The 15,396-nt window shown below is 44.8% G+C and carries 30 protein-coding genes; all 30 read right to left on the bottom strand.

Annotated elements, in window-relative coordinates; all coding sequences use genetic code 11:
• Positions 1-192: 192 nt before the first annotated feature.
• Entirely contained in the window at positions 193-573 is a 381-nt protein-coding gene (gene rplQ / locus AB6E85_RS25200) for a 50S ribosomal protein L17 (protein WP_004729812.1), read from the bottom strand.
• A 24-nt stretch (positions 574-597) separates the two neighbouring features.
• Positions 598-1,590: a DNA-directed RNA polymerase subunit alpha gene (locus tag AB6E85_RS25195; protein ID WP_004729813.1), complete on the bottom strand. Its 993-nt coding sequence runs from the start codon at positions 1,588-1,590 to the stop codon at positions 598-600.
• 22 nt (positions 1,591-1,612) lie between these two features.
• Positions 1,613-2,233 carry a 30S ribosomal protein S4 gene (rpsD, locus tag AB6E85_RS25190; protein ID WP_004738777.1) on the bottom strand — a complete coding sequence of 207 codons (621 nt, stop codon included), beginning with the start codon at positions 2,231-2,233 and terminating at the stop codon, positions 1,613-1,615.
• A 31-nt stretch (positions 2,234-2,264) separates the two neighbouring features.
• Positions 2,265-2,654: a 30S ribosomal protein S11 gene (gene rpsK / locus AB6E85_RS25185; RefSeq protein ID WP_004738778.1), complete on the bottom strand. Its 390-nt coding sequence runs from the start codon at positions 2,652-2,654 to the stop codon at positions 2,265-2,267.
• A gap of 19 nt (positions 2,655-2,673) precedes the next feature.
• Positions 2,674-3,030 (bottom strand): 30S ribosomal protein S13, encoded by a 357-nt coding sequence (rpsM, locus tag AB6E85_RS25180; RefSeq protein ID WP_004738779.1) that lies wholly within the window; start codon positions 3,028-3,030, stop codon positions 2,674-2,676.
• A gap of 148 nt (positions 3,031-3,178) precedes the next feature.
• A complete protein-coding gene (gene rpmJ, locus AB6E85_RS25175) occupies positions 3,179-3,292 on the bottom strand; it encodes a 50S ribosomal protein L36 (RefSeq protein ID WP_000868186.1) in 114 nt (37 codons plus the stop codon).
• A 41-nt stretch (positions 3,293-3,333) separates the two neighbouring features.
• A complete protein-coding gene (gene secY / locus AB6E85_RS25170; protein ID WP_004738781.1) occupies positions 3,334-4,668 on the bottom strand; it encodes a preprotein translocase subunit SecY in 1,335 nt (444 codons plus the stop codon).
• 20 nt (positions 4,669-4,688) lie between these two features.
• The gene (rplO, locus tag AB6E85_RS25165; protein ID WP_004736758.1) at positions 4,689-5,123 is read right to left on the bottom strand and encodes a 50S ribosomal protein L15; all 435 of its coding nucleotides are present in this window, start codon (positions 5,121-5,123) and stop codon (positions 4,689-4,691) included.
• Positions 5,124-5,128: 5 nt separating this feature from the next.
• Positions 5,129-5,305, bottom strand: coding sequence for a 50S ribosomal protein L30 (gene rpmD, locus AB6E85_RS25160; RefSeq protein WP_004736756.1), 177 nt, complete (start codon positions 5,303-5,305; stop codon positions 5,129-5,131).
• Positions 5,306-5,312: 7 nt separating this feature from the next.
• Positions 5,313-5,813: a 30S ribosomal protein S5 gene (rpsE, locus tag AB6E85_RS25155; protein WP_004736754.1), complete on the bottom strand. Its 501-nt coding sequence runs from the start codon at positions 5,811-5,813 to the stop codon at positions 5,313-5,315.
• A 14-nt stretch (positions 5,814-5,827) separates the two neighbouring features.
• On the bottom strand, positions 5,828-6,181 hold the full coding sequence (gene rplR / locus AB6E85_RS25150) for a 50S ribosomal protein L18 (RefSeq protein ID WP_048605977.1): 354 nt from the start codon (positions 6,179-6,181) through the stop codon (positions 5,828-5,830).
• A 9-nt stretch (positions 6,182-6,190) separates the two neighbouring features.
• Positions 6,191-6,724 carry a 50S ribosomal protein L6 gene (gene rplF, locus AB6E85_RS25145; RefSeq protein ID WP_017063712.1) on the bottom strand — a complete coding sequence of 178 codons (534 nt, stop codon included), beginning with the start codon at positions 6,722-6,724 and terminating at the stop codon, positions 6,191-6,193.
• Between the two features lie 10 nt (positions 6,725-6,734).
• On the bottom strand, positions 6,735-7,127 hold the full coding sequence (rpsH, locus tag AB6E85_RS25140; protein WP_017061309.1) for a 30S ribosomal protein S8: 393 nt from the start codon (positions 7,125-7,127) through the stop codon (positions 6,735-6,737).
• 29 nt (positions 7,128-7,156) lie between these two features.
• Positions 7,157-7,462: a 30S ribosomal protein S14 gene (rpsN, locus tag AB6E85_RS25135; protein WP_004738789.1), complete on the bottom strand. Its 306-nt coding sequence runs from the start codon at positions 7,460-7,462 to the stop codon at positions 7,157-7,159.
• Positions 7,463-7,478: 16 nt separating this feature from the next.
• The gene (rplE, locus tag AB6E85_RS25130) at positions 7,479-8,018 is read right to left on the bottom strand and encodes a 50S ribosomal protein L5 (RefSeq protein ID WP_004738790.1); all 540 of its coding nucleotides are present in this window, start codon (positions 8,016-8,018) and stop codon (positions 7,479-7,481) included.
• Between the two features lie 24 nt (positions 8,019-8,042).
• Positions 8,043-8,360 (bottom strand): 50S ribosomal protein L24, encoded by a 318-nt coding sequence (gene rplX / locus AB6E85_RS25125; protein ID WP_004738792.1) that lies wholly within the window; start codon positions 8,358-8,360, stop codon positions 8,043-8,045.
• 11 nt (positions 8,361-8,371) lie between these two features.
• Positions 8,372-8,743, bottom strand: a complete 372-nt coding sequence (gene rplN, locus AB6E85_RS25120) for a 50S ribosomal protein L14 (RefSeq protein ID WP_004736740.1) — start codon at positions 8,741-8,743, stop codon at positions 8,372-8,374.
• Positions 8,744-8,905: 162 nt separating this feature from the next.
• Positions 8,906-9,160, bottom strand: a complete 255-nt coding sequence (gene rpsQ, locus AB6E85_RS25115; RefSeq protein ID WP_004736739.1) for a 30S ribosomal protein S17 — start codon at positions 9,158-9,160, stop codon at positions 8,906-8,908.
• Positions 9,160-9,351 (bottom strand): 50S ribosomal protein L29, encoded by a 192-nt coding sequence (gene rpmC / locus AB6E85_RS25110; protein ID WP_004736737.1) that lies wholly within the window; start codon positions 9,349-9,351, stop codon positions 9,160-9,162. Before rpmC ends, rpsQ begins: the two co-directional genes overlap by 1 nt.
• Complete coding sequence (gene rplP, locus AB6E85_RS25105) at positions 9,351-9,761, bottom strand: 50S ribosomal protein L16 (protein ID WP_004736736.1); 411 nt, start codon at positions 9,759-9,761, stop codon at positions 9,351-9,353. Before rplP ends, rpmC begins: the two co-directional genes overlap by 1 nt.
• Before the next feature lie 11 nt (positions 9,762-9,772).
• Positions 9,773-10,471, bottom strand: coding sequence for a 30S ribosomal protein S3 (gene rpsC, locus AB6E85_RS25100; protein WP_004736734.1), 699 nt, complete (start codon positions 10,469-10,471; stop codon positions 9,773-9,775).
• An 18-nt stretch (positions 10,472-10,489) separates the two neighbouring features.
• A complete protein-coding gene (gene rplV, locus AB6E85_RS25095; protein ID WP_004736732.1) occupies positions 10,490-10,822 on the bottom strand; it encodes a 50S ribosomal protein L22 in 333 nt (110 codons plus the stop codon).
• A gap of 10 nt (positions 10,823-10,832) precedes the next feature.
• On the bottom strand, positions 10,833-11,111 hold the full coding sequence (gene rpsS, locus AB6E85_RS25090; protein WP_004736729.1) for a 30S ribosomal protein S19: 279 nt from the start codon (positions 11,109-11,111) through the stop codon (positions 10,833-10,835).
• Positions 11,112-11,130: 19 nt separating this feature from the next.
• Entirely contained in the window at positions 11,131-11,955 is an 825-nt protein-coding gene (gene rplB, locus AB6E85_RS25085) for a 50S ribosomal protein L2 (protein WP_017076297.1), read from the bottom strand.
• A gap of 14 nt (positions 11,956-11,969) precedes the next feature.
• Positions 11,970-12,272 carry a 50S ribosomal protein L23 gene (gene rplW / locus AB6E85_RS25080; protein WP_004736765.1) on the bottom strand — a complete coding sequence of 101 codons (303 nt, stop codon included), beginning with the start codon at positions 12,270-12,272 and terminating at the stop codon, positions 11,970-11,972.
• Positions 12,269-12,871: a 50S ribosomal protein L4 gene (rplD, locus tag AB6E85_RS25075; RefSeq protein WP_004738803.1), complete on the bottom strand. Its 603-nt coding sequence runs from the start codon at positions 12,869-12,871 to the stop codon at positions 12,269-12,271. Before rplD ends, rplW begins: the two co-directional genes overlap by 4 nt.
• 16 nt (positions 12,872-12,887) lie before the next feature.
• Entirely contained in the window at positions 12,888-13,517 is a 630-nt protein-coding gene (gene rplC, locus AB6E85_RS25070) for a 50S ribosomal protein L3 (RefSeq protein WP_004736763.1), read from the bottom strand.
• Positions 13,518-13,531: 14 nt separating this feature from the next.
• Positions 13,532-13,843 carry a 30S ribosomal protein S10 gene (rpsJ, locus tag AB6E85_RS25065; protein ID WP_004736761.1) on the bottom strand — a complete coding sequence of 104 codons (312 nt, stop codon included), beginning with the start codon at positions 13,841-13,843 and terminating at the stop codon, positions 13,532-13,534.
• A 424-nt stretch (positions 13,844-14,267) separates the two neighbouring features.
• Positions 14,268-14,750 (bottom strand): bacterioferritin, encoded by a 483-nt coding sequence (gene bfr / locus AB6E85_RS25060; protein WP_048605981.1) that lies wholly within the window; start codon positions 14,748-14,750, stop codon positions 14,268-14,270.
• An 81-nt stretch (positions 14,751-14,831) separates the two neighbouring features.
• On the bottom strand, positions 14,832-15,020 hold the full coding sequence (locus AB6E85_RS25055; protein WP_017629804.1) for a (2Fe-2S)-binding protein: 189 nt from the start codon (positions 15,018-15,020) through the stop codon (positions 14,832-14,834).
• Between the last annotated feature and the right edge of the window lie 376 nt (positions 15,021-15,396).

Below are 15,396 nucleotides of genomic sequence, written 5' to 3'. Positions count from 1 at the left end.
GAGATACGAGATACGAGATACGAGATACGAGATACGAGATACGAGATACGAGATATTTTTGAAAAATAGAGCAGATAAGACAAGCAAAAAGTGCCAAACATCATGGTGCAATTTCTATTATCTTTTCCTTGTTCTACAGACACAAAAAAGCCGAGCTAATGCTCGGCTTTTGTATTAAGAATCTAGTATAGATTACTCAGCAGCTTCTTCAGCAGCTGGGCGGTCTACAAGCTCAATGTAAGCCATTGGAGCTTTATCACCAGTACGGAAACCACATTTAAGAATGCGAGTGTAACCACCTTGGCGAGCCGCAAAACGCGGGCCTAGTTCATTAAATAGTTTTGCCACAACTTCGTTATCACGAGTGCGAGCAAATGCAAGACGACGGTTAGCAACACTGTCTGTCTTAGCTAGGGTAATCAATGGCTCAATTACGCGACGTAGTTCTTTTGCTTTAGGCACGGTAGTTTTAATAACTTCGTGACGAACAAGAGAGCTAGCCATGTTGCTGAACATCGCTTTGCGATGACTGCTGTTGCGGTTGAGTTGACGACCACTTTTACGATGGCGCATGACCTAATCCTTCTAACTTTTCGATTAATCTTCAGCGATTGACGCTGGTGGCCAGTTTTCTAGACGCATGCCTAGAGAAAGACCACGTGAAGCAAGCACATCTTTAATCTCTGTAAGAGATTTCTTACCAAGGTTTGGCGTTTTAAGTAGCTCAACCTCAGTGCGCTGTACAAGATCACCGATGTAGTGAATCGCTTCTGCTTTCAAACAGTTAGCAGAGCGAACTGTTAGTTCAAGATCGTCTACAGGACGTAGTAGGATAGGATCGAATTCTGGCTTCTCTTCCTTCTCCTCAGGTACACGTACATCACGAAGATCTACGAACGCATCCAGTTGTTCAGCTAAAATAGTAGCTGCACGACGGATTGCTTCCTCAGGTTCTAGAGTACCGTTCGTTTCCATATCGATAACAAGCTTGTCTAAATCAGTACGTTGTTCTACACGTGCCGCTTCTACAGCGTAAGCGATTTTATCAACCGGGCTGTAAGTAGCGTCAACTAATAGACGACCGATAGGACGCTCATCTTCTTCAGTATGGATACGAGCTGAAGCTGGAACGTAACCACGACCACGTTCTACTTTGATACGCATAGCGATCTCAGCGTTGTCATCCGTTAGGTGACAAATTACGTGCTCAGGGTTAGCGATCTCTACATCACCATCGTGGGTGATGTCACCTGCAACAACAGGGCCTGAGCCTGATTTGTTCAGTGTAATAAACACTTCATCTTTGCCTTCAGCAACGCGTACAGCCAAACCTTTAAGGTTTAGAAGGATTTCCAGGATATCTTCCTGAACGCCTTCTTTAGTGCTGTATTCGTGTAGCACACCTTCAATTTCAACTTCTGTTACGGCACAACCCGGCATAGAAGATAGAAGAATGCGGCGAAGAGCATTACCTAGAGTGTGGCCGAAACCGCGCTCTAATGGCTCAAGAGTTACTTTCGCGTGTGTCGTATTGATCTGTTCAATGTCAACAAGACGCGGCTTAAGAAATTCTGTTACAGAACCCTGCATTGTGTCCTCTCTTTTTTTAACCTTACTTAGAGTAAAGTTCGACGATCAAGTGTTCATTGATGTCAGCTGATAGGTCAGAACGCTCAGGCATACGCTTGAATGTACCTTCCATTTTGCCAGCATCTACTTCAATCCAAGTTGGCTTTTCACGTTGTTCAGCAACTTCTAGAGCCGCTTTAATACGAGATTGCTGTTTAGCTTTCTCGCGGATAGAAACAACGTCGTTTGCCGCTACTTTGAAAGAAGGAACGTTTACAACTTTACCGTTAACTAGAATAGACTTGTGGCTAACTAGTTGACGAGATTCAGCACGAGTAGCGCCAAAGCCCATACGGTAAACTACGTTATCAAGACGACCTTCAAGAAGCTGAAGCAGGTTTGCACCTGTGTTGCCTTTAAGACGTGCAGCTTCTTTGTAGTAGTTGCGGAATTGTTTTTCTAGAACGCCGTAGATACGACGAACTTTTTGCTTCTCACGAAGCTGAACGCCATACTCAGATAGACGACCGCGACGAGCGCCGTGTACACCTGGTGCGTTATCAATTTTACACTTGGTATCGATCGCACGGACACCAGACTTAAGGAATAAGTCAGTACCTTCGCGACGGCTAAGCTTCAGCTTAGGACCCAAATATCTTGCCATGATCTTTCTCCAATATTCCTAGAAACGAAACTTAAACGCGACGTTTCTTAGGTGGACGACAACCGTTATGAGGGATTGGTGTCGCATCAACAATGTTAGTGATACGGAAACCAGCAGCGTTCAGTGCACGAACAGTAGATTCGCGACCTGGACCTGGACCCTTAACCATAACTTCCAAGTTCTTTAGGCCATATTCTTTAGCCATTTCACCACAACGCTCAGCTGCAACTTGTGCTGCGAACGGAGTAGATTTACGAGAACCACGGAAACCTGAACCACCTGCTGTAGCCCATGCAAGAGCGTTGCCTTGACGGTCAGTGATAGTTACGATTGTGTTGTTGAAAGAAGCATGAATGTGCGCTACGCCATCAGCTACTTGCTTGCGTACGCGCTTACGCGCGCGAGTTGGTTGTTTTGCCATTGTACTCTACCTTATCCGACTATTTCTTGATCGGCTTGCGCGGACCCTTACGGGTGCGAGCGTTGGTTTTAGTACGCTGTCCACGTAGTGGTAGACTGCGACGATGACGAAGACCGCGGTAACAGCCAAGGTCCATAAGACGCTTGATGTTCATCGATACTTCACGACGTAGATCACCTTCTACAGTGTACTTAGCTACACCATCACGCAGTTGATCGATCTGCTCTTCAGTTAGTTCACTGATCTTAGCATCTTCAGCAATACCCACTTCAGCTAGAATAGCTTGAGAGCGAGTTTTACCGATACCGTAGATTGCAGTAAGTGCAATTACAGAATGCTTATGATCAGGAATGTTAATGCCGGCTATACGGGCCATTATTCACTCCTAAGGGGTTCATAAAAGAATTATCCGCAGCAAAGCCCGTTATGGATACGCTGCGGCATACTACTTCTTTTGCACGCAAAAGGTAGGCCGAGGAATATACTCGACTCTACCTTGTATTTCAAGTAAAAATTTCTGCTAATTAGCCTTGGCGTTGCTTATGCTTTGGCTCACTGCAAATCACGCGAACGACACCGTTACGCTTGATAACTTTACAGTTACGGCAGATTTTTTTAACGGAAGCACGAACTTTCATTGCTAAACTCCGTAAATGGAATCGAAATTGTTACCACCGAATTAACGGCCGTAACCCTTCAGATTCGCTTTCTTTAACACAGAATCATACTGTTGTGACATCAGATGAGTCTGTACCTGTGCCATGAAATCCATGATAACTACCACTACGATTAGTAGTGATGTGCCGCCGAAGTAGAAACGAACGTTCCACGCGACCATCATGAACTCAGGAATCAGACATATAAAAGTAATGTATAGAGCGCCCGCAAGGGTTAGTCTAGTCATCACTTTATCGATATATTTCGCTGTCTGCTCACCTGGGCGGATACCGGGTACGAATGCACCAGACTTCTTCAAGTTATCAGCTGTTTCACGTGGGTTAAACACCAACGCTGTATAGAAGAAACAGAAGAAGATTATAGCTGCTGCATAAAGCATTACATACAAAGGTTGACCTGGGCTAAGAGCTAATGACACGTCAGTTAACCAACCGAACGCGCTGCTTTCACCATTTTGACCAAACCACTGCGCTAATGTTCCTGGGAACAAAATAATACTTGATGCGAAAATCGCTGGAATAACACCTGCCATATTAATCTTAAGAGGCAAGTGAGAGCTTTGTGCTGCAAAAACTTTACGACCTTGTTGACGTTTCGCATAGTTAACGACGATACGACGTTGACCACGTTCCATGAAAACTACGAAGTAAATAACAGCAAAAGACAATACAGCAATCAACAGCAGAAGAAGCACATGCAATTCACCTTGACGCGCTTGCTCGATTGTTTGACCGATTGCAGAAGGCAATCCAGCAACAATACCTGCAAAAATCAGAATGGAAATACCATTACCGATTCCTCGCTCAGTGATTTGTTCACCTAACCACATTAAGAACATGGTACCAGTTACTAAACTCACGGTAGCAATAAGCGTAAACATGGTTTGGTTGATAACAACCAGATTGTCGACCATGTTTGGTAAGCCTGTTGCGATACCAATAGCTTGGAATGTTGCAAGTACAAGCGTGCCGTAGCGTGTATATTGGCTTATCTTACGACGGCCTGCTTCACCCTCTTTCTTGAGTTCCGCTAACGCTGGATGAACTACAGTTAGCAATTGGACTACGATCGATGCCGAAATGTACGGCATGATCCCCAATGCTAATATAGATGCACGCTCAAGAGCACCACCGGAGAACATGTTAAACATTTCTACGATGGTACCTTTTTGCTGATCGAACAAATCGGCAAGTACAGCTGCGTCAATACCAGGGATCGGCACAAAAGAGCCGGCTCGGAATACTAAAAGTGCACCAATTACGAATAATAAGCGCGACTTTAGTTCACTTAAGCCGCTCTGAGCACTACGAAAATCTTGTCCTGGTTTCTTAGCCATCTGTACCTCGTTCCTCGAGATTATTCCTCGATTTTACCGCCTGCAGCTTCGATTGCAGCTTTAGCGCCTTTAGTCACGCGTAGACCTTTAACAGTCACAGCTTTGCTTAGGTCACCAGAAAGAACGATCTTAACAAACTCGATGTTCTTAGTGATAACGTTAGCAGCTTTAAGGCTGTTAAGATCAACTACGTCACCTGTTACTTTCGCTAGCTCAGCTAGACGAACTTCAGCAGACACTAGGCTCTTACGAGAAGTGAAACCGAATTTAGGTAGACGTTGTTTTAGAGGCATTTGACCGCCTTCAAAACCTGGACGAACAGAGCCGCCAGAACGTGACTTTTGACCTTTGTGACCGCGGCCACCTGTTTTACCAAGGCCAGAACCGATACCACGACCTACACGCTTCTTAGAAGGTTTAGAGCCAGCAGCCGGTGATAGAGTATTCAAACGCATTCTGATTACTCCTCAATCTTAACCATGTAGTAAACCTTGTTGATCATACCGCGTACGCACGGTGTATCTTCAAGTTCTACTGTATGGTTGATGCGACGAAGACCTAGACCTTTAAGACACGCTTTGTGCTTAGGTAGGCGACCAATTGAGCTTTTAGTTTGAGTTACTTTAATAGTTGCCATCGTGTGCTTACTCCGAAATAGATTCAACAGTTAGACCACGTTTAGCAGCAACCATTTCTGGTGACTTAACGTCTACTAGAGCACCAATCGTTGCGCGAACAACGTTGATAGGGTTCGTTGAACCGTATGCTTTAGAAAGTACGTTATGTACGCCTGCAACTTCAAGTACGGCACGCATTGCACCACCGGCAATAACACCTGTACCTTCAGCAGCTGGCTGCATGTAAACTTTAGAGCCCGAATGACGACCTTTCACCGGGTGGTGAAGAGTGCCTTCGTTAAGCGCAACAGTAACCATGTTACGACGCGCTTTTTCCATTGCTTTTTGAATCGCAGCAGGTACTTCACGAGCTTTGCCGTAACCGAAACCTACACGACCATTACCGTCACCAACTACTGTTAGTGCAGTGAAGCTCATGATTCGACCACCTTTAACCGTCTTAGATACACGGTTAACTGCGATCAGCTTTTCTTGCAAATCATTAGCTTGTTGTTGTTCTTTAGCCATCTTCCAACCCTACCTTAGAATTTCAGACCAGCTTCGCGAGCAGAATCTGCTAGCGCCGCTACTCGACCGTGGTATTGGAAACCAGAACGATCGAATGCAACTGAAGCTACGCCTTTTTCAAGAGCGCGCTCAGCAACAGCTTTACCAACTGCTTTAGCTGCATCAACGTTACCAGTGTTCTTAACTTGCTCACGGATCGCTTTTTCTACAGTAGAAGCAGCTGCGATAACCTCAGAGCCGTTTGCCGCGATAACTTGTGCGTAAACATGGCGAGGAGTACGGTGTACTACCAGGCGAGTTGCACCAAGTTCTGCAATCTTACGACGTGCACGTGTAGCACGACGGATGCGAGATGCTTTCTTATCCATAGTGATACCTTACTTCTTCTTAGCTTCTTTAGTACGCACATTTTCATCTGCGTAACGAACACCTTTGCCTTTGTAAGGCTCAGGAGCACGGTAAGAACGAATGTCAGCCGCAACTTGACCTACTACTTGCTTATCGCAACCAGTAATGATGATCTCAGTTTGGCTAGGGCACTCAGCTTTAATACCTTCAGGTAGAGCGTGCTCTACTGGGTGAGAAAAACCAAGTGTTAGAGCTACAGAGTTGCCTTTCATAGCAGCACGGTAACCAACACCCTTAAGAGTTAGCTTCTTAGTGAAGCCCTCAGTAACACCCACAACCATGTTATTAACTAGAGCGCGAGCTGTACCAGCTTGTGCCCATGCGTTAGTAACACCTTCTTTCGGACCGAAAGTTAGGTTGGTTTCTTCCTGTGCAATAACTACGGCGCTGTTAAGAACGCGAGTAAGCTCACCTTTGCTACCTTTTACAGTAACTTCTTGGCCGTTTAGTTTCACCTCTACGCCAGCTGGAATAGCGACAGGTGCTTTAGCAACACGAGACATAATCTACTCCTTAAGCTACGTAACAGATGATTTCACCGCCAAGACCTGCTTTACGAGCAGCACGGTCAGACATCAGACCCTTGGAAGTAGAAACAACTGCAATACCAAGACCACCCATCACTGTAGGTAAAGAGTCTTTATTTTTATAAACTCTTAGACCAGGACGTGATACACGCTTGATTTGCTCGATTACAGGTTTAGCTTGGAAGTACTTAAGAGTAACTTCTAGCTCAGGTTTTGCTTCGCTGTTAACAGCGAAGTCTACGATGTAACCTTCAGCTTTAAGTAATGCAGCAATTGCAACTTTAAGCTTTGAAGAAGGCATTTTTACAGCAACTTTGTTTGCTGCCTGACCGTTACGAACTCGGGTCAGCATATCCGAAATCGGATCTTGCATGCTCATAAGATTTACTCCAAATGATTAAGTGGCAATTACCAGCTAGCCTTACGAAGACCCGGAATCTCGCCTTTCATGCAAGCTTCACGAACCTTAATGCGGCTTAGACCGAATTTACGTAGGTAACCGTGTGGACGACCAGTTTGGTTGCAACGGTTGCGCTGACGTGATGCACTTGAATCACGTGGAAGAGATTGCAGTTTAAGAACCGCATTCCAACGATCTTCTTCAGATGCGTTTACATCGCTAATGATAACTTTTAGCGCAGAACGCTTTTCAGCGAACTTAGCTACTAGTTTTGCACGTTTAGCTTCACGTGCTTTCATTGATTGTTTAGCCATAACAGTAACCCTACCCTTACTTACGGAATGGGAAGTTAAAGGCAGCCAGCAGAGCTCGGCCTTCCTCATCGGAACCCGCAGAAGTCGTGATAGTGATATCAAGACCGCGGACGCGATCGACTTTATCGTAGTCGATTTCCGGAAAGATGATTTGCTCGCGAACGCCCATGCTGTAGTTACCGCGACCGTCAAAAGACTTAGCGCTAACACCACGGAAATCACGTACACGTGGAAGTGCGATAGAGATTAAACGCTCTAAAAATTCCCACATGCGCTCACCACGCAAGGTTACTTTACAACCAATTGGGTAGCCTTCACGAATTTTGAAACCAGCTACAGATTTACGCGCTTTAGTGATAAGTGGCTTTTGACCAGAGATCGTTGCCATATCAGCTGCTGCGTTTTCTAGCAGTTTCTTATCGTTGATTGCTTCACCAACGCCCATGTTTAGGGTGATTTTCTCAATCCTAGGGACTTGCATGACGCTTGTGTAGCTGAACTCTTTGGTAAGCTCAGCGACTACAGACGACTTGTAGTAATCATGCAGTTTCGCCATAGTAGAACTCCAAATTACTTCTAATTAGTTAGAAACAGTTTCGCCGTTAGATTTGAAGAAACGAACTTTCTTGCCATCTTCGATACGGAAACCGATACGGTCTGCTTTACCAGTAGCCGCGTTAAAAACAGCAACGTTAGAAGCATCAATAGCTGCTTCTTGTTCAACGATGCCACCTTGTTGACCTAGAGCCGGAACCGGCTTTTGGTGTTTCTTAACAAGGTTGATGCCTTCAACGATAACTTTACCAGTTGTCAGAACCTTAGTTACTTTACCTTTCTTGCCTTTATCTTTACCAGCAAGAATGATTACTTCGTCATTACGACGGATTTTAGCTGCCATATTGCCGCTCCTTACAGAACTTCAGGTGCTAGTGATACAATCTTCATGAATTTCGCGTTACGAAGTTCACGAGTCACAGGACCAAAGATACGTGTGCCGACTGGTTGCTCAGTAGTGTCATTTAACAATACACAAGCATTACTGTCGAAGCGAATGACAGAACCGTCTGGGCGACGAACGCCTTTACGGGTGCGCACTACTACCGCCTTCAGAACATCACCTTTCTTTACTTTACCGCGAGGAATCGCTTCCTTCACTGTAACCTTGATGACGTCACCGATATGTGCATAACGGCGGTGAGAGCCACCCAGAACCTTAATACACATTACCTTGCGCGCGCCAGAGTTATCTGCTGCGTCAAGTGTACTTTGCATCTGGATCATTGTTAGTGCTCCGCTAAATATTAAAACTAGACCCTCTCGGGTCGGGCTGCCTCTTTAAAAGGGACGCGAATTGTACCACCCTTTTTTTAAATTGGGTAGACAAAAAACAAGCGGCTCCAAAAAATTATTTGGAGCCGCTTATAAGTTATAGAATTACAAAGATTAAATCTTCGCTTTTTCTAGAACTTTAACCAATGTCCAAGACTTAGTCTTAGACAGAGGACGACACTCAGCGATTTCAACTTTGTCGCCTAGGCCACAAGTGTTGTCTTCGTCGTGTGCGTGTACTTTAGTCGTGCGTTTGATGAACTTACCGTAAATTGGGTGTTTTACAGTGCGCTCAATAGCAACAACGATAGACTTGTCCATCTTGTCACTTACTACACGGCCTTGCTGGATGCGGTTAGTTTCGCTCATTATGCGCCTGCCTTTTCAGTCAAAACAGTTTTCACACGTGCGATGTCACGGCGTACAGCTTTTAGAGTATGAGTTTGCTGTAGTTGACCAGTTGCAGCTTGCATGCGCAAGTTGAACTGTTCACGTAGCAAATTCAATAGCTCAGCGTTAAGCTCTTCAACGTTCTTTTCGCGTAGATCTTGTGCTTTCATCACATCACCTGCTTAGTTACAAAAGTAGTTTTAACAGGCAGTTTACGTGCCGCTAGGCGGAACGCTTCACGTGCCAACTCTTCAGGTACGCCATTCATCTCGTACATAACTTTGCCTGGTTGGATTTGAGCAACCCAGTACGCAACTGAACCTTTACCTTTACCTTGACGAACTTCAAGAGGCTTTTCAGTAATCGGCTTGTCTGGGAATACACGGATCCAGATTTGACCTTGACGCTTAATGTGACGTGTCATAGCACGACGTGCCGCTTCGATTTGACGTGCAGTCAGACGACCACGGCCAACAGCTTTAAGACCGAATTCGCCGAAGCTTACTTCAGTACCTTTAGCTAGACCACGGTTACGACCAGTCATAACCTTGCGGAACTTAGTACGTTTTGGTTGTAGCATCGTTCGACTCCTTACTTACGGCCTTTACGCTGCTTCTTAGGCTTATCGCCTTTTGGCTCTACTGCGTTAGCAGCTGGCATACCGCCTAGAATCTCACCTTTGAAGATCCAAACTTTAATGCCGATCACACCGTATTGAGTGTGAGCCGAAGAAGTTGCGTAATCAATGTCTGCACGTAGAGTGTGTAGAGGCACACGGCCTTCACGGTACCACTCAGAACGTGCGATTTCAGCACCGCCAAGACGGCCGCCTACTTGTACTTTGATGCCTTTAGCGCCTAGACGCATAGCATTTTGTACCGCACGCTTCATTGCACGACGGAACATAACACGACGCTCTAGTTGAGACGCGATGCTATCAGCTACAAGCTGACCATCTAGCTCAGGCTTACGTACTTCAGCGATGTTAATTTGCGCTGGTACACCTGCGATTTTAGCTACAGCTGCGCGTAGCTTCTCTACGTCTTCACCTTTCTTACCGATAACAACGCCAGGACGAGCAGTGTGAATAGTCACACGGATGCTCTTAGCTGGACGCTCGATAACGATACGAGATAATGATGCTTTTTGTAGTTCCTTTGTAAGGAACTGACGTACCTTGAAGTCGCCGTCTAGGTTGTCAGCGAATTCGTTGGTATTAGCAAACCATGTAGCATTCCAAGGCTTAACGATGCCAAGACGAATACCATTAGGATGTACTTTCTGACCCATTGCTTACTCTCCTAGTCTTTAGCGATCTGCTACAACAATAGTGATGTGGCTTGAACGCTTCAAGATACGATCCGCACGACCTTTAGCACGAGGCATAATACGCTTCATGATAGGGCCCTCATCTACGAAGATTTTAGCGACATTTAGATCGTCGATATCTGCACCTTCGTTATGTTCCGCGTTAGCGATAGCTGACTCAAGAACCTTCTTAACTAATACAGCAGCTTTTTTGTTGCTGAAAGTTAGAATTTCTAGAGCTTGGTCTACCGACTTACCGCGAATTTGGTCTGCAACTAAGCGAGCTTTCTGTGGAGAAATACGAGCAAAGTTATGTTTAGCTAAAGCTTCCATCATCTACTCCTTATTTCTTCTTAGCTTTCTTATCTGCAGCATGACCGCGATAAGTACGAGTTGGTGCAAATTCGCCCAGTTTGTGACCGATCATTTCTTCGGTAACGAAAACTGGAACGTGCTGACGACCATTATGGACAGCGATGGTCAAACCAATCATTGTTGGGATGATCATTGAGCGACGGGACCAAGTCTTAATAGGCTTTTTGTCTCCGCTTTCCACCGCTTTCTCTACCTTCTTCAGCAAGTGTAGGTCAATAAAAGGACCTTTCTTGAGAGAACGTGGCATGGCGATTCCTCTTTATAAATTATTTAGTGCGACGACGTACGATGTACTTGTCAGTGCGCTTGTTCTTACGAGTCTTGAAGCCCTTAGTAGGAACGCCCCAAGGAGAAACTGGGTGACGACCACCAGATGTGCGGCCTTCACCACCACCATGTGGGTGATCCACCGGGTTCATTACTACACCACGTACGGTTGGACGTACGCCGCGCCAGCGTGAAGCACCAGCTTTACCAAGTTCACGTAGCATATGCTCAGAGTTACCAACTTCACCGATCGTTGCACGACCTTCAGAAAGAACTTTGCGCATCTCACCAGAACGTAGACGGATAGTTACGTATGCACCATCGCGAGCGATGATTTGAGCATAAGCACCAGCCGAACGAGCTAGTTGAGCACCTTTACCAGGCTTAAGTTCAACACAGTGTACAGTAGAACCTACTGGGATGTTGCGCATCGGCAGAGTGTTACCTGCTTTGATTGCAGCATCTACGCCAGATTGAATCTGGTCGCCTGCGTTAACACCTTTAGGTGCAATGATGTAACGACGCTCACCGTCTGCGTACAGAACTAGAGCGATGTTAGCACTACGGTTTGGATCGTATTCTAGACGCTCAACTTTCGCTGGGATGCCATCTTTAGTACGTTTGAAGTCAATCAGACGGTAATGGTGCTTATGACCACCACCGATGTGACGTACTGTAATACGACCGTTGTTGTTACGACCACCGTTCTTAGAGTTTTTCTCTAGAAGTGGTGCGTATGGCTTACCCTTGTGTAGGTCAGCGTTAACAACTTTAACGACGTGACGACGACCAGGGGAAGTCGGCTTACATTTAACAATAGCCATTTTTACTACTCCTGTTATTCCGCGCCGCCAACGAAGTCAAGATCTTGACCTTCTTTCAAAGTAACGTAGGCTTTCTTAACGTCTGAACGACGGCCTTCACGCATACCTTGACGTTTGGTCTTACCCTTTAATACAAGAGTATTTACAGACTTAACTTCAACTTCAAATAGCTTTTCTACAGCTGCTTTGATCTCTTTCTTAGTTGCATCTTTAGCTACTTTGAAAACGATAGTGTTCGCTTTCTCAGCTGCCATAGTTGCTTTTTCAGAGATGTGCGGAGCACGTAGAACTTTTAAGATACGCTCTTCAGTGATCATGCTAGCATCTCCTCAACTTGCTTAACTGCGTCAGCAGTCATTAGAACCTTGTCGAAAGCGATTAGTGATACTGGATCAACACCAGCAACATCACGTGCATCTACTTTGTATAGGTTACGAGCAGCTAAGAATAGATTTTCATCTACTTCGCCAGTCACAATCAGAACGTCGCTTAGCTCAAGCTCTTTCAGCTTAGCTACAAGTTCTTTTGTTTTTGGTGCTTCTACAGAGAAGTTATCAACAACGATTAAACGCTCTTGACGAACTAGCTCAGAAAGAATGCTCTTCATAGCACCGCGGTACATTTTTTTGTTTACTTTTTGGCTGTGATCTTGTGGTTTCGCAGCAAAAGTAACACCACCTGTACGCCAGATTGGGCTACGAATTGTACCAGCACGTGCGCGGCCAGTACCTTTTTGACGCCATGGCTTAGCGCCACCGCCAGATACTTCAGAACGAGTCTTTTGAGCACGAGTACCTTGACGAGCACCTGCTGCATATGCAACAACTACTTGGTGTACAAGAGCTTCGTTGAAGTCACGTCCGAAAGTAGTCTCGGAAACAGTTAGTGCATCAGCACCTTTAACCATCAATTCCATTACTTACTCCTAGACGTTATGCTTTAACAGCAGGTTTTACGATCACGTTTCCGCCTGTTGAGCCCGGTACTGCACCTTTAATAAGGAGTAGATTGCGCTCAGCGTCAACACGTACGATCTCTAGGTTTTGAGTCGTTACACGCTCAGCACCCATGTGACCTGCCATTTTCTTGCCTTTAAACACGCGGCCTGGAGTTTGACATTGGCCAATTGAACCCGGTGCGCGGTGAGACAAAGAGTTACCGTGAGTCATATCTTGAGTAGAGAAGTTCCAACGCTTGATAGCGCCTTGGAAGCCTTTACCTTTAGATGTACCAGTAACGTCTACTTTTTTAATTTCGTTGAAAAGTTCTACGTTTAGCTCAGCGCCAACTTCAAACTCTTCGCCGTTTTCTAAACGGAATTCCCAAAGACCGCGACCTGCTTCTACACCCGCTTTCGCGAAGTGACCAGCTTCAGGTTTAGTTACACGGTTAGCTTTCTTAGCACCAGTAGTTACTTGGATTGCTGCGTAGCCATCAGTCTCAAGAGTTTTAACTTGAGAAATACGGTTCGCTTCAACCTCAACAACAGTTACTGGGATAGAAACGCCTTCTTCAGTAAATACGCGGGTCATACCCACTTTACGTCCGACTAGACCAATCATTATTCTTATCTCCCTTAACCTAGGCTGATTTGAACATCAACGCCAGCTGCAAGATCAAGACGCATTAGAGCATCAACAGTTTTATCTGTTGGCTCAACGATGTCGATCAAACGCTTGTGAGTACGAATTTCGTACTGGTCACGTGCATCTTTGTTGACGTGTGGAGAGGTAAGAACAGTGAAACGCTCTTTACGAGTAGGTAGTGGAATAGGACCACGAACCTGTGCGCCAGTACGTTTTGCTGTTTCAACGATTTCCGCAGTTGAAGCATCGATTAGCTTGTAATCAAACGCTTTAAGGCGGATACGAATACGTTGGTTCTGCATGAGACAGAGCTCCAATTATTAAAAATTACACAAACAATATCGCCACTCAAACCCGATAAAACGAGAGAATGCCGATTGATTTATGTGAAACCGTAGCATCCAAAATTAGGACGCATTGTCAGTTAACTTTTGAAGCAAACAAGAAGTTTACTATTTTTATTAACCGCGAACATAAGCTGAGTATACATTACTAGGTAAGACCTACTCCTCAGTGCTCATTGGTTCACAACCAGCGTTAGCCAGTGCGATGCATTATACAGATCACACTTTAAGTTGCAAGCGGTGTTTGAAAAATAAACGCAGAATCTATTTACGGGGATAACTGGAGAGTTTGTATTGTACGGTAGTGCCCTACCGCTGGAAATTGAAAGCAAGGTAACAGCTCGGTTAAGCCTCAGCTGTTACCTCTTTTATTTATGGTATTTTAACCGTCATCTTCATCCACATATTGAGCTTGTAGATAATTTTGGATCCCAGTCATTTTGATTAAACCAAGTTGGGTTTCTAACCAATCGACGTGATCTTCCTCGTCTTCTAAGATGTCTTGAAATAAATCTCGCGATACATAGTCGTGAATATCTTCTGCGTACGCGATGGCATTTTTCAAATCAGGTATAGCTTCCATCTCAAGAGATAAATCACACTGAAGCATCTCTTCAGTATCTTCACCAATTTTCAACTTACCCAAATCTTGAAGGTTTGGGAGACCTTCTAAAAATAGTATGCGTTCAATTAAATGGTCAGCATGTTTCATTTCGTCGATAGATTCGTGGTATTCCTTATCGGCCAGGTGCTTTAAACCCCAATCTTTGTACATGCGAGCATGCAAGAAGTATTGGTTTATCGCGACGAGTTCGTTACCAAGAATTTTATTGAGATGTTGAATGATGATTGGATCGCCTTTCATGACATAGCCCTCCTCTTTGGCTCTTCTAACTGTAGAACCAAATCGAGAAGTGTCAAAAAAGCTAATGCCCTTGGGGCAAAACTAGCTTGCCTGTTTGAACAGGTCTTTCGCAGTATCGTTAATGACTTCTTTTGCTGAACGTACACACTTGCCGCATTGACTGCCAAGTGCTGTACATTTTTTAATTCCTTTGATGTCAGTAATGCCCTCTTCTATCACGAGCTTGCGGATTTTTTTATCCGAAACCCCATGGCATAAACAAATGTACATACTAAAACCTAAACCTTTAACTTAGGCTTAAATATAAAAAGGAATCATTCTTATTACTAGTCATATTTACTGTTTGGTTATATCGATTGGTTATAGTGTTTTGCGAGTAATTGGAAAAATTGGCTGTGAAGGTTGTATAACGGAAATGCGTGATCAAGGTGGGTCAGTAAATAACTGTATTTAAATTGGAATATAGTTAACTGTTCTAAAGTGCGATGAATTTCCCTTATAACCAAAATAAAAAAGGGAAGCCGAAGCTCCCCTTTTCAGATGCGTGCTCTTCTAATGAAGAGAGTGCAAAAATCTAAATGCTATTAAGCGAAGATTTTAGCTACAACACCAGCACCAACTGTACGGCCACCTTCGCGGATTGCGA

It is taken from the genome of Vibrio sp. 10N.247.311.51, assembly GCF_041467855.1.
Classification (GTDB): domain Bacteria; phylum Pseudomonadota; class Gammaproteobacteria; order Enterobacterales; family Vibrionaceae; genus Vibrio; species Vibrio coralliirubri.
This window is presented reverse-complemented; position numbering and strand designations above follow the sequence as displayed.

What these genes read in the sequence shown, in the direction of transcription:
- rplQ (WP_004729812.1), bottom strand. Translation starts at nt 573, where the DNA reads ATGCGCCATCGTAAAAGTGGTCGTCAACTCAACCGCAACAGCAGTCAT.
- AB6E85_RS25195 (WP_004729813.1), bottom strand. Translation starts at nt 1,590, where the DNA reads ATGCAGGGTTCTGTAACAGAATTTCTTAAGCCGCGTCTTGTTGACATT.
- rpsD (WP_004738777.1), bottom strand. Translation starts at nt 2,233, where the DNA reads ATGGCAAGATATTTGGGTCCTAAGCTGAAGCTTAGCCGTCGCGAAGGT.
- rpsK (WP_004738778.1), bottom strand. Translation starts at nt 2,654, where the DNA reads ATGGCAAAACAACCAACTCGCGCGCGTAAGCGCGTACGCAAGCAAGTA.
- rpsM (WP_004738779.1), bottom strand. Translation starts at nt 3,030, where the DNA reads ATGGCCCGTATAGCCGGCATTAACATTCCTGATCATAAGCATTCTGTA.
- rpmJ (WP_000868186.1), bottom strand. Translation starts at nt 3,292, where the DNA reads ATGAAAGTTCGTGCTTCCGTTAAAAAAATCTGCCGTAACTGTAAAGTT.
- secY (WP_004738781.1), bottom strand. Translation starts at nt 4,668, where the DNA reads ATGGCTAAGAAACCAGGACAAGATTTTCGTAGTGCTCAGAGCGGCTTA.
- rplO (WP_004736758.1), bottom strand. Translation starts at nt 5,123, where the DNA reads ATGCGTTTGAATACTCTATCACCGGCTGCTGGCTCTAAACCTTCTAAG.
- rpmD (WP_004736756.1), bottom strand. Translation starts at nt 5,305, where the DNA reads ATGGCAACTATTAAAGTAACTCAAACTAAAAGCTCAATTGGTCGCCTA.
- rpsE (WP_004736754.1), bottom strand. Translation starts at nt 5,813, where the DNA reads ATGGCTAAAGAACAACAACAAGCTAATGATTTGCAAGAAAAGCTGATC.
- rplR (WP_048605977.1), bottom strand. Translation starts at nt 6,181, where the DNA reads ATGGATAAGAAAGCATCTCGCATCCGTCGTGCTACACGTGCACGTCGT.
- rplF (WP_017063712.1), bottom strand. Translation starts at nt 6,724, where the DNA reads ATGTCTCGTGTTGCTAAAGCACCTGTCGCTATTCCAGCTGGCGTAGAG.
- rpsH (WP_017061309.1), bottom strand. Translation starts at nt 7,127, where the DNA reads ATGAGCATGCAAGATCCGATTTCGGATATGCTGACCCGAGTTCGTAAC.
- rpsN (WP_004738789.1), bottom strand. Translation starts at nt 7,462, where the DNA reads ATGGCTAAACAATCAATGAAAGCACGTGAAGCTAAACGTGCAAAACTA.
- rplE (WP_004738790.1), bottom strand. Translation starts at nt 8,018, where the DNA reads ATGGCGAAACTGCATGATTACTACAAGTCGTCTGTAGTCGCTGAGCTT.
- rplX (WP_004738792.1), bottom strand. Translation starts at nt 8,360, where the DNA reads ATGGCAGCTAAAATCCGTCGTAATGACGAAGTAATCATTCTTGCTGGT.
- rplN (WP_004736740.1), bottom strand. Translation starts at nt 8,743, where the DNA reads ATGATCCAGATGCAAAGTACACTTGACGCAGCAGATAACTCTGGCGCG.
- rpsQ (WP_004736739.1), bottom strand. Translation starts at nt 9,160, where the DNA reads ATGAGCGAAACTAACCGCATCCAGCAAGGCCGTGTAGTAAGTGACAAG.
- rpmC (WP_004736737.1), bottom strand. Translation starts at nt 9,351, where the DNA reads ATGAAAGCACAAGATCTACGCGAAAAGAACGTTGAAGAGCTTAACGCT.
- rplP (WP_004736736.1), bottom strand. Translation starts at nt 9,761, where the DNA reads ATGCTACAACCAAAACGTACTAAGTTCCGCAAGGTTATGACTGGTCGT.
- rpsC (WP_004736734.1), bottom strand. Translation starts at nt 10,471, where the DNA reads ATGGGTCAGAAAGTACATCCTAATGGTATTCGTCTTGGCATCGTTAAG.
- rplV (WP_004736732.1), bottom strand. Translation starts at nt 10,822, where the DNA reads ATGGAAGCTTTAGCTAAACATAACTTTGCTCGTATTTCTCCACAGAAA.
- rpsS (WP_004736729.1), bottom strand. Translation starts at nt 11,111, where the DNA reads ATGCCACGTTCTCTCAAGAAAGGTCCTTTTATTGACCTACACTTGCTG.
- rplB (WP_017076297.1), bottom strand. Translation starts at nt 11,955, where the DNA reads ATGGCTATTGTTAAATGTAAGCCGACTTCCCCTGGTCGTCGTCACGTC.
- rplW (WP_004736765.1), bottom strand. Translation starts at nt 12,272, where the DNA reads ATGATCACTGAAGAGCGTATCTTAAAAGTTCTACGTGCTCCGCACATC.
- rplD (WP_004738803.1), bottom strand. Translation starts at nt 12,871, where the DNA reads ATGGAATTGATGGTTAAAGGTGCTGATGCACTAACTGTTTCCGAGACT.
- rplC (WP_004736763.1), bottom strand. Translation starts at nt 13,517, where the DNA reads ATGATTGGTCTAGTCGGACGTAAAGTGGGTATGACCCGCGTATTTACT.
- rpsJ (WP_004736761.1), bottom strand. Translation starts at nt 13,843, where the DNA reads ATGCAGAACCAACGTATTCGTATCCGCCTTAAAGCGTTTGATTACAAG.
- bfr (WP_048605981.1), bottom strand. Translation starts at nt 14,750, where the DNA reads ATGAAAGGCGATCCAATCATCATTCAACATCTCAATAAAATTCTTGGT.
- AB6E85_RS25055 (WP_017629804.1), bottom strand. Translation starts at nt 15,020, where the DNA reads ATGTACATTTGTTTATGCCATGGGGTTTCGGATAAAAAAATCCGCAAG.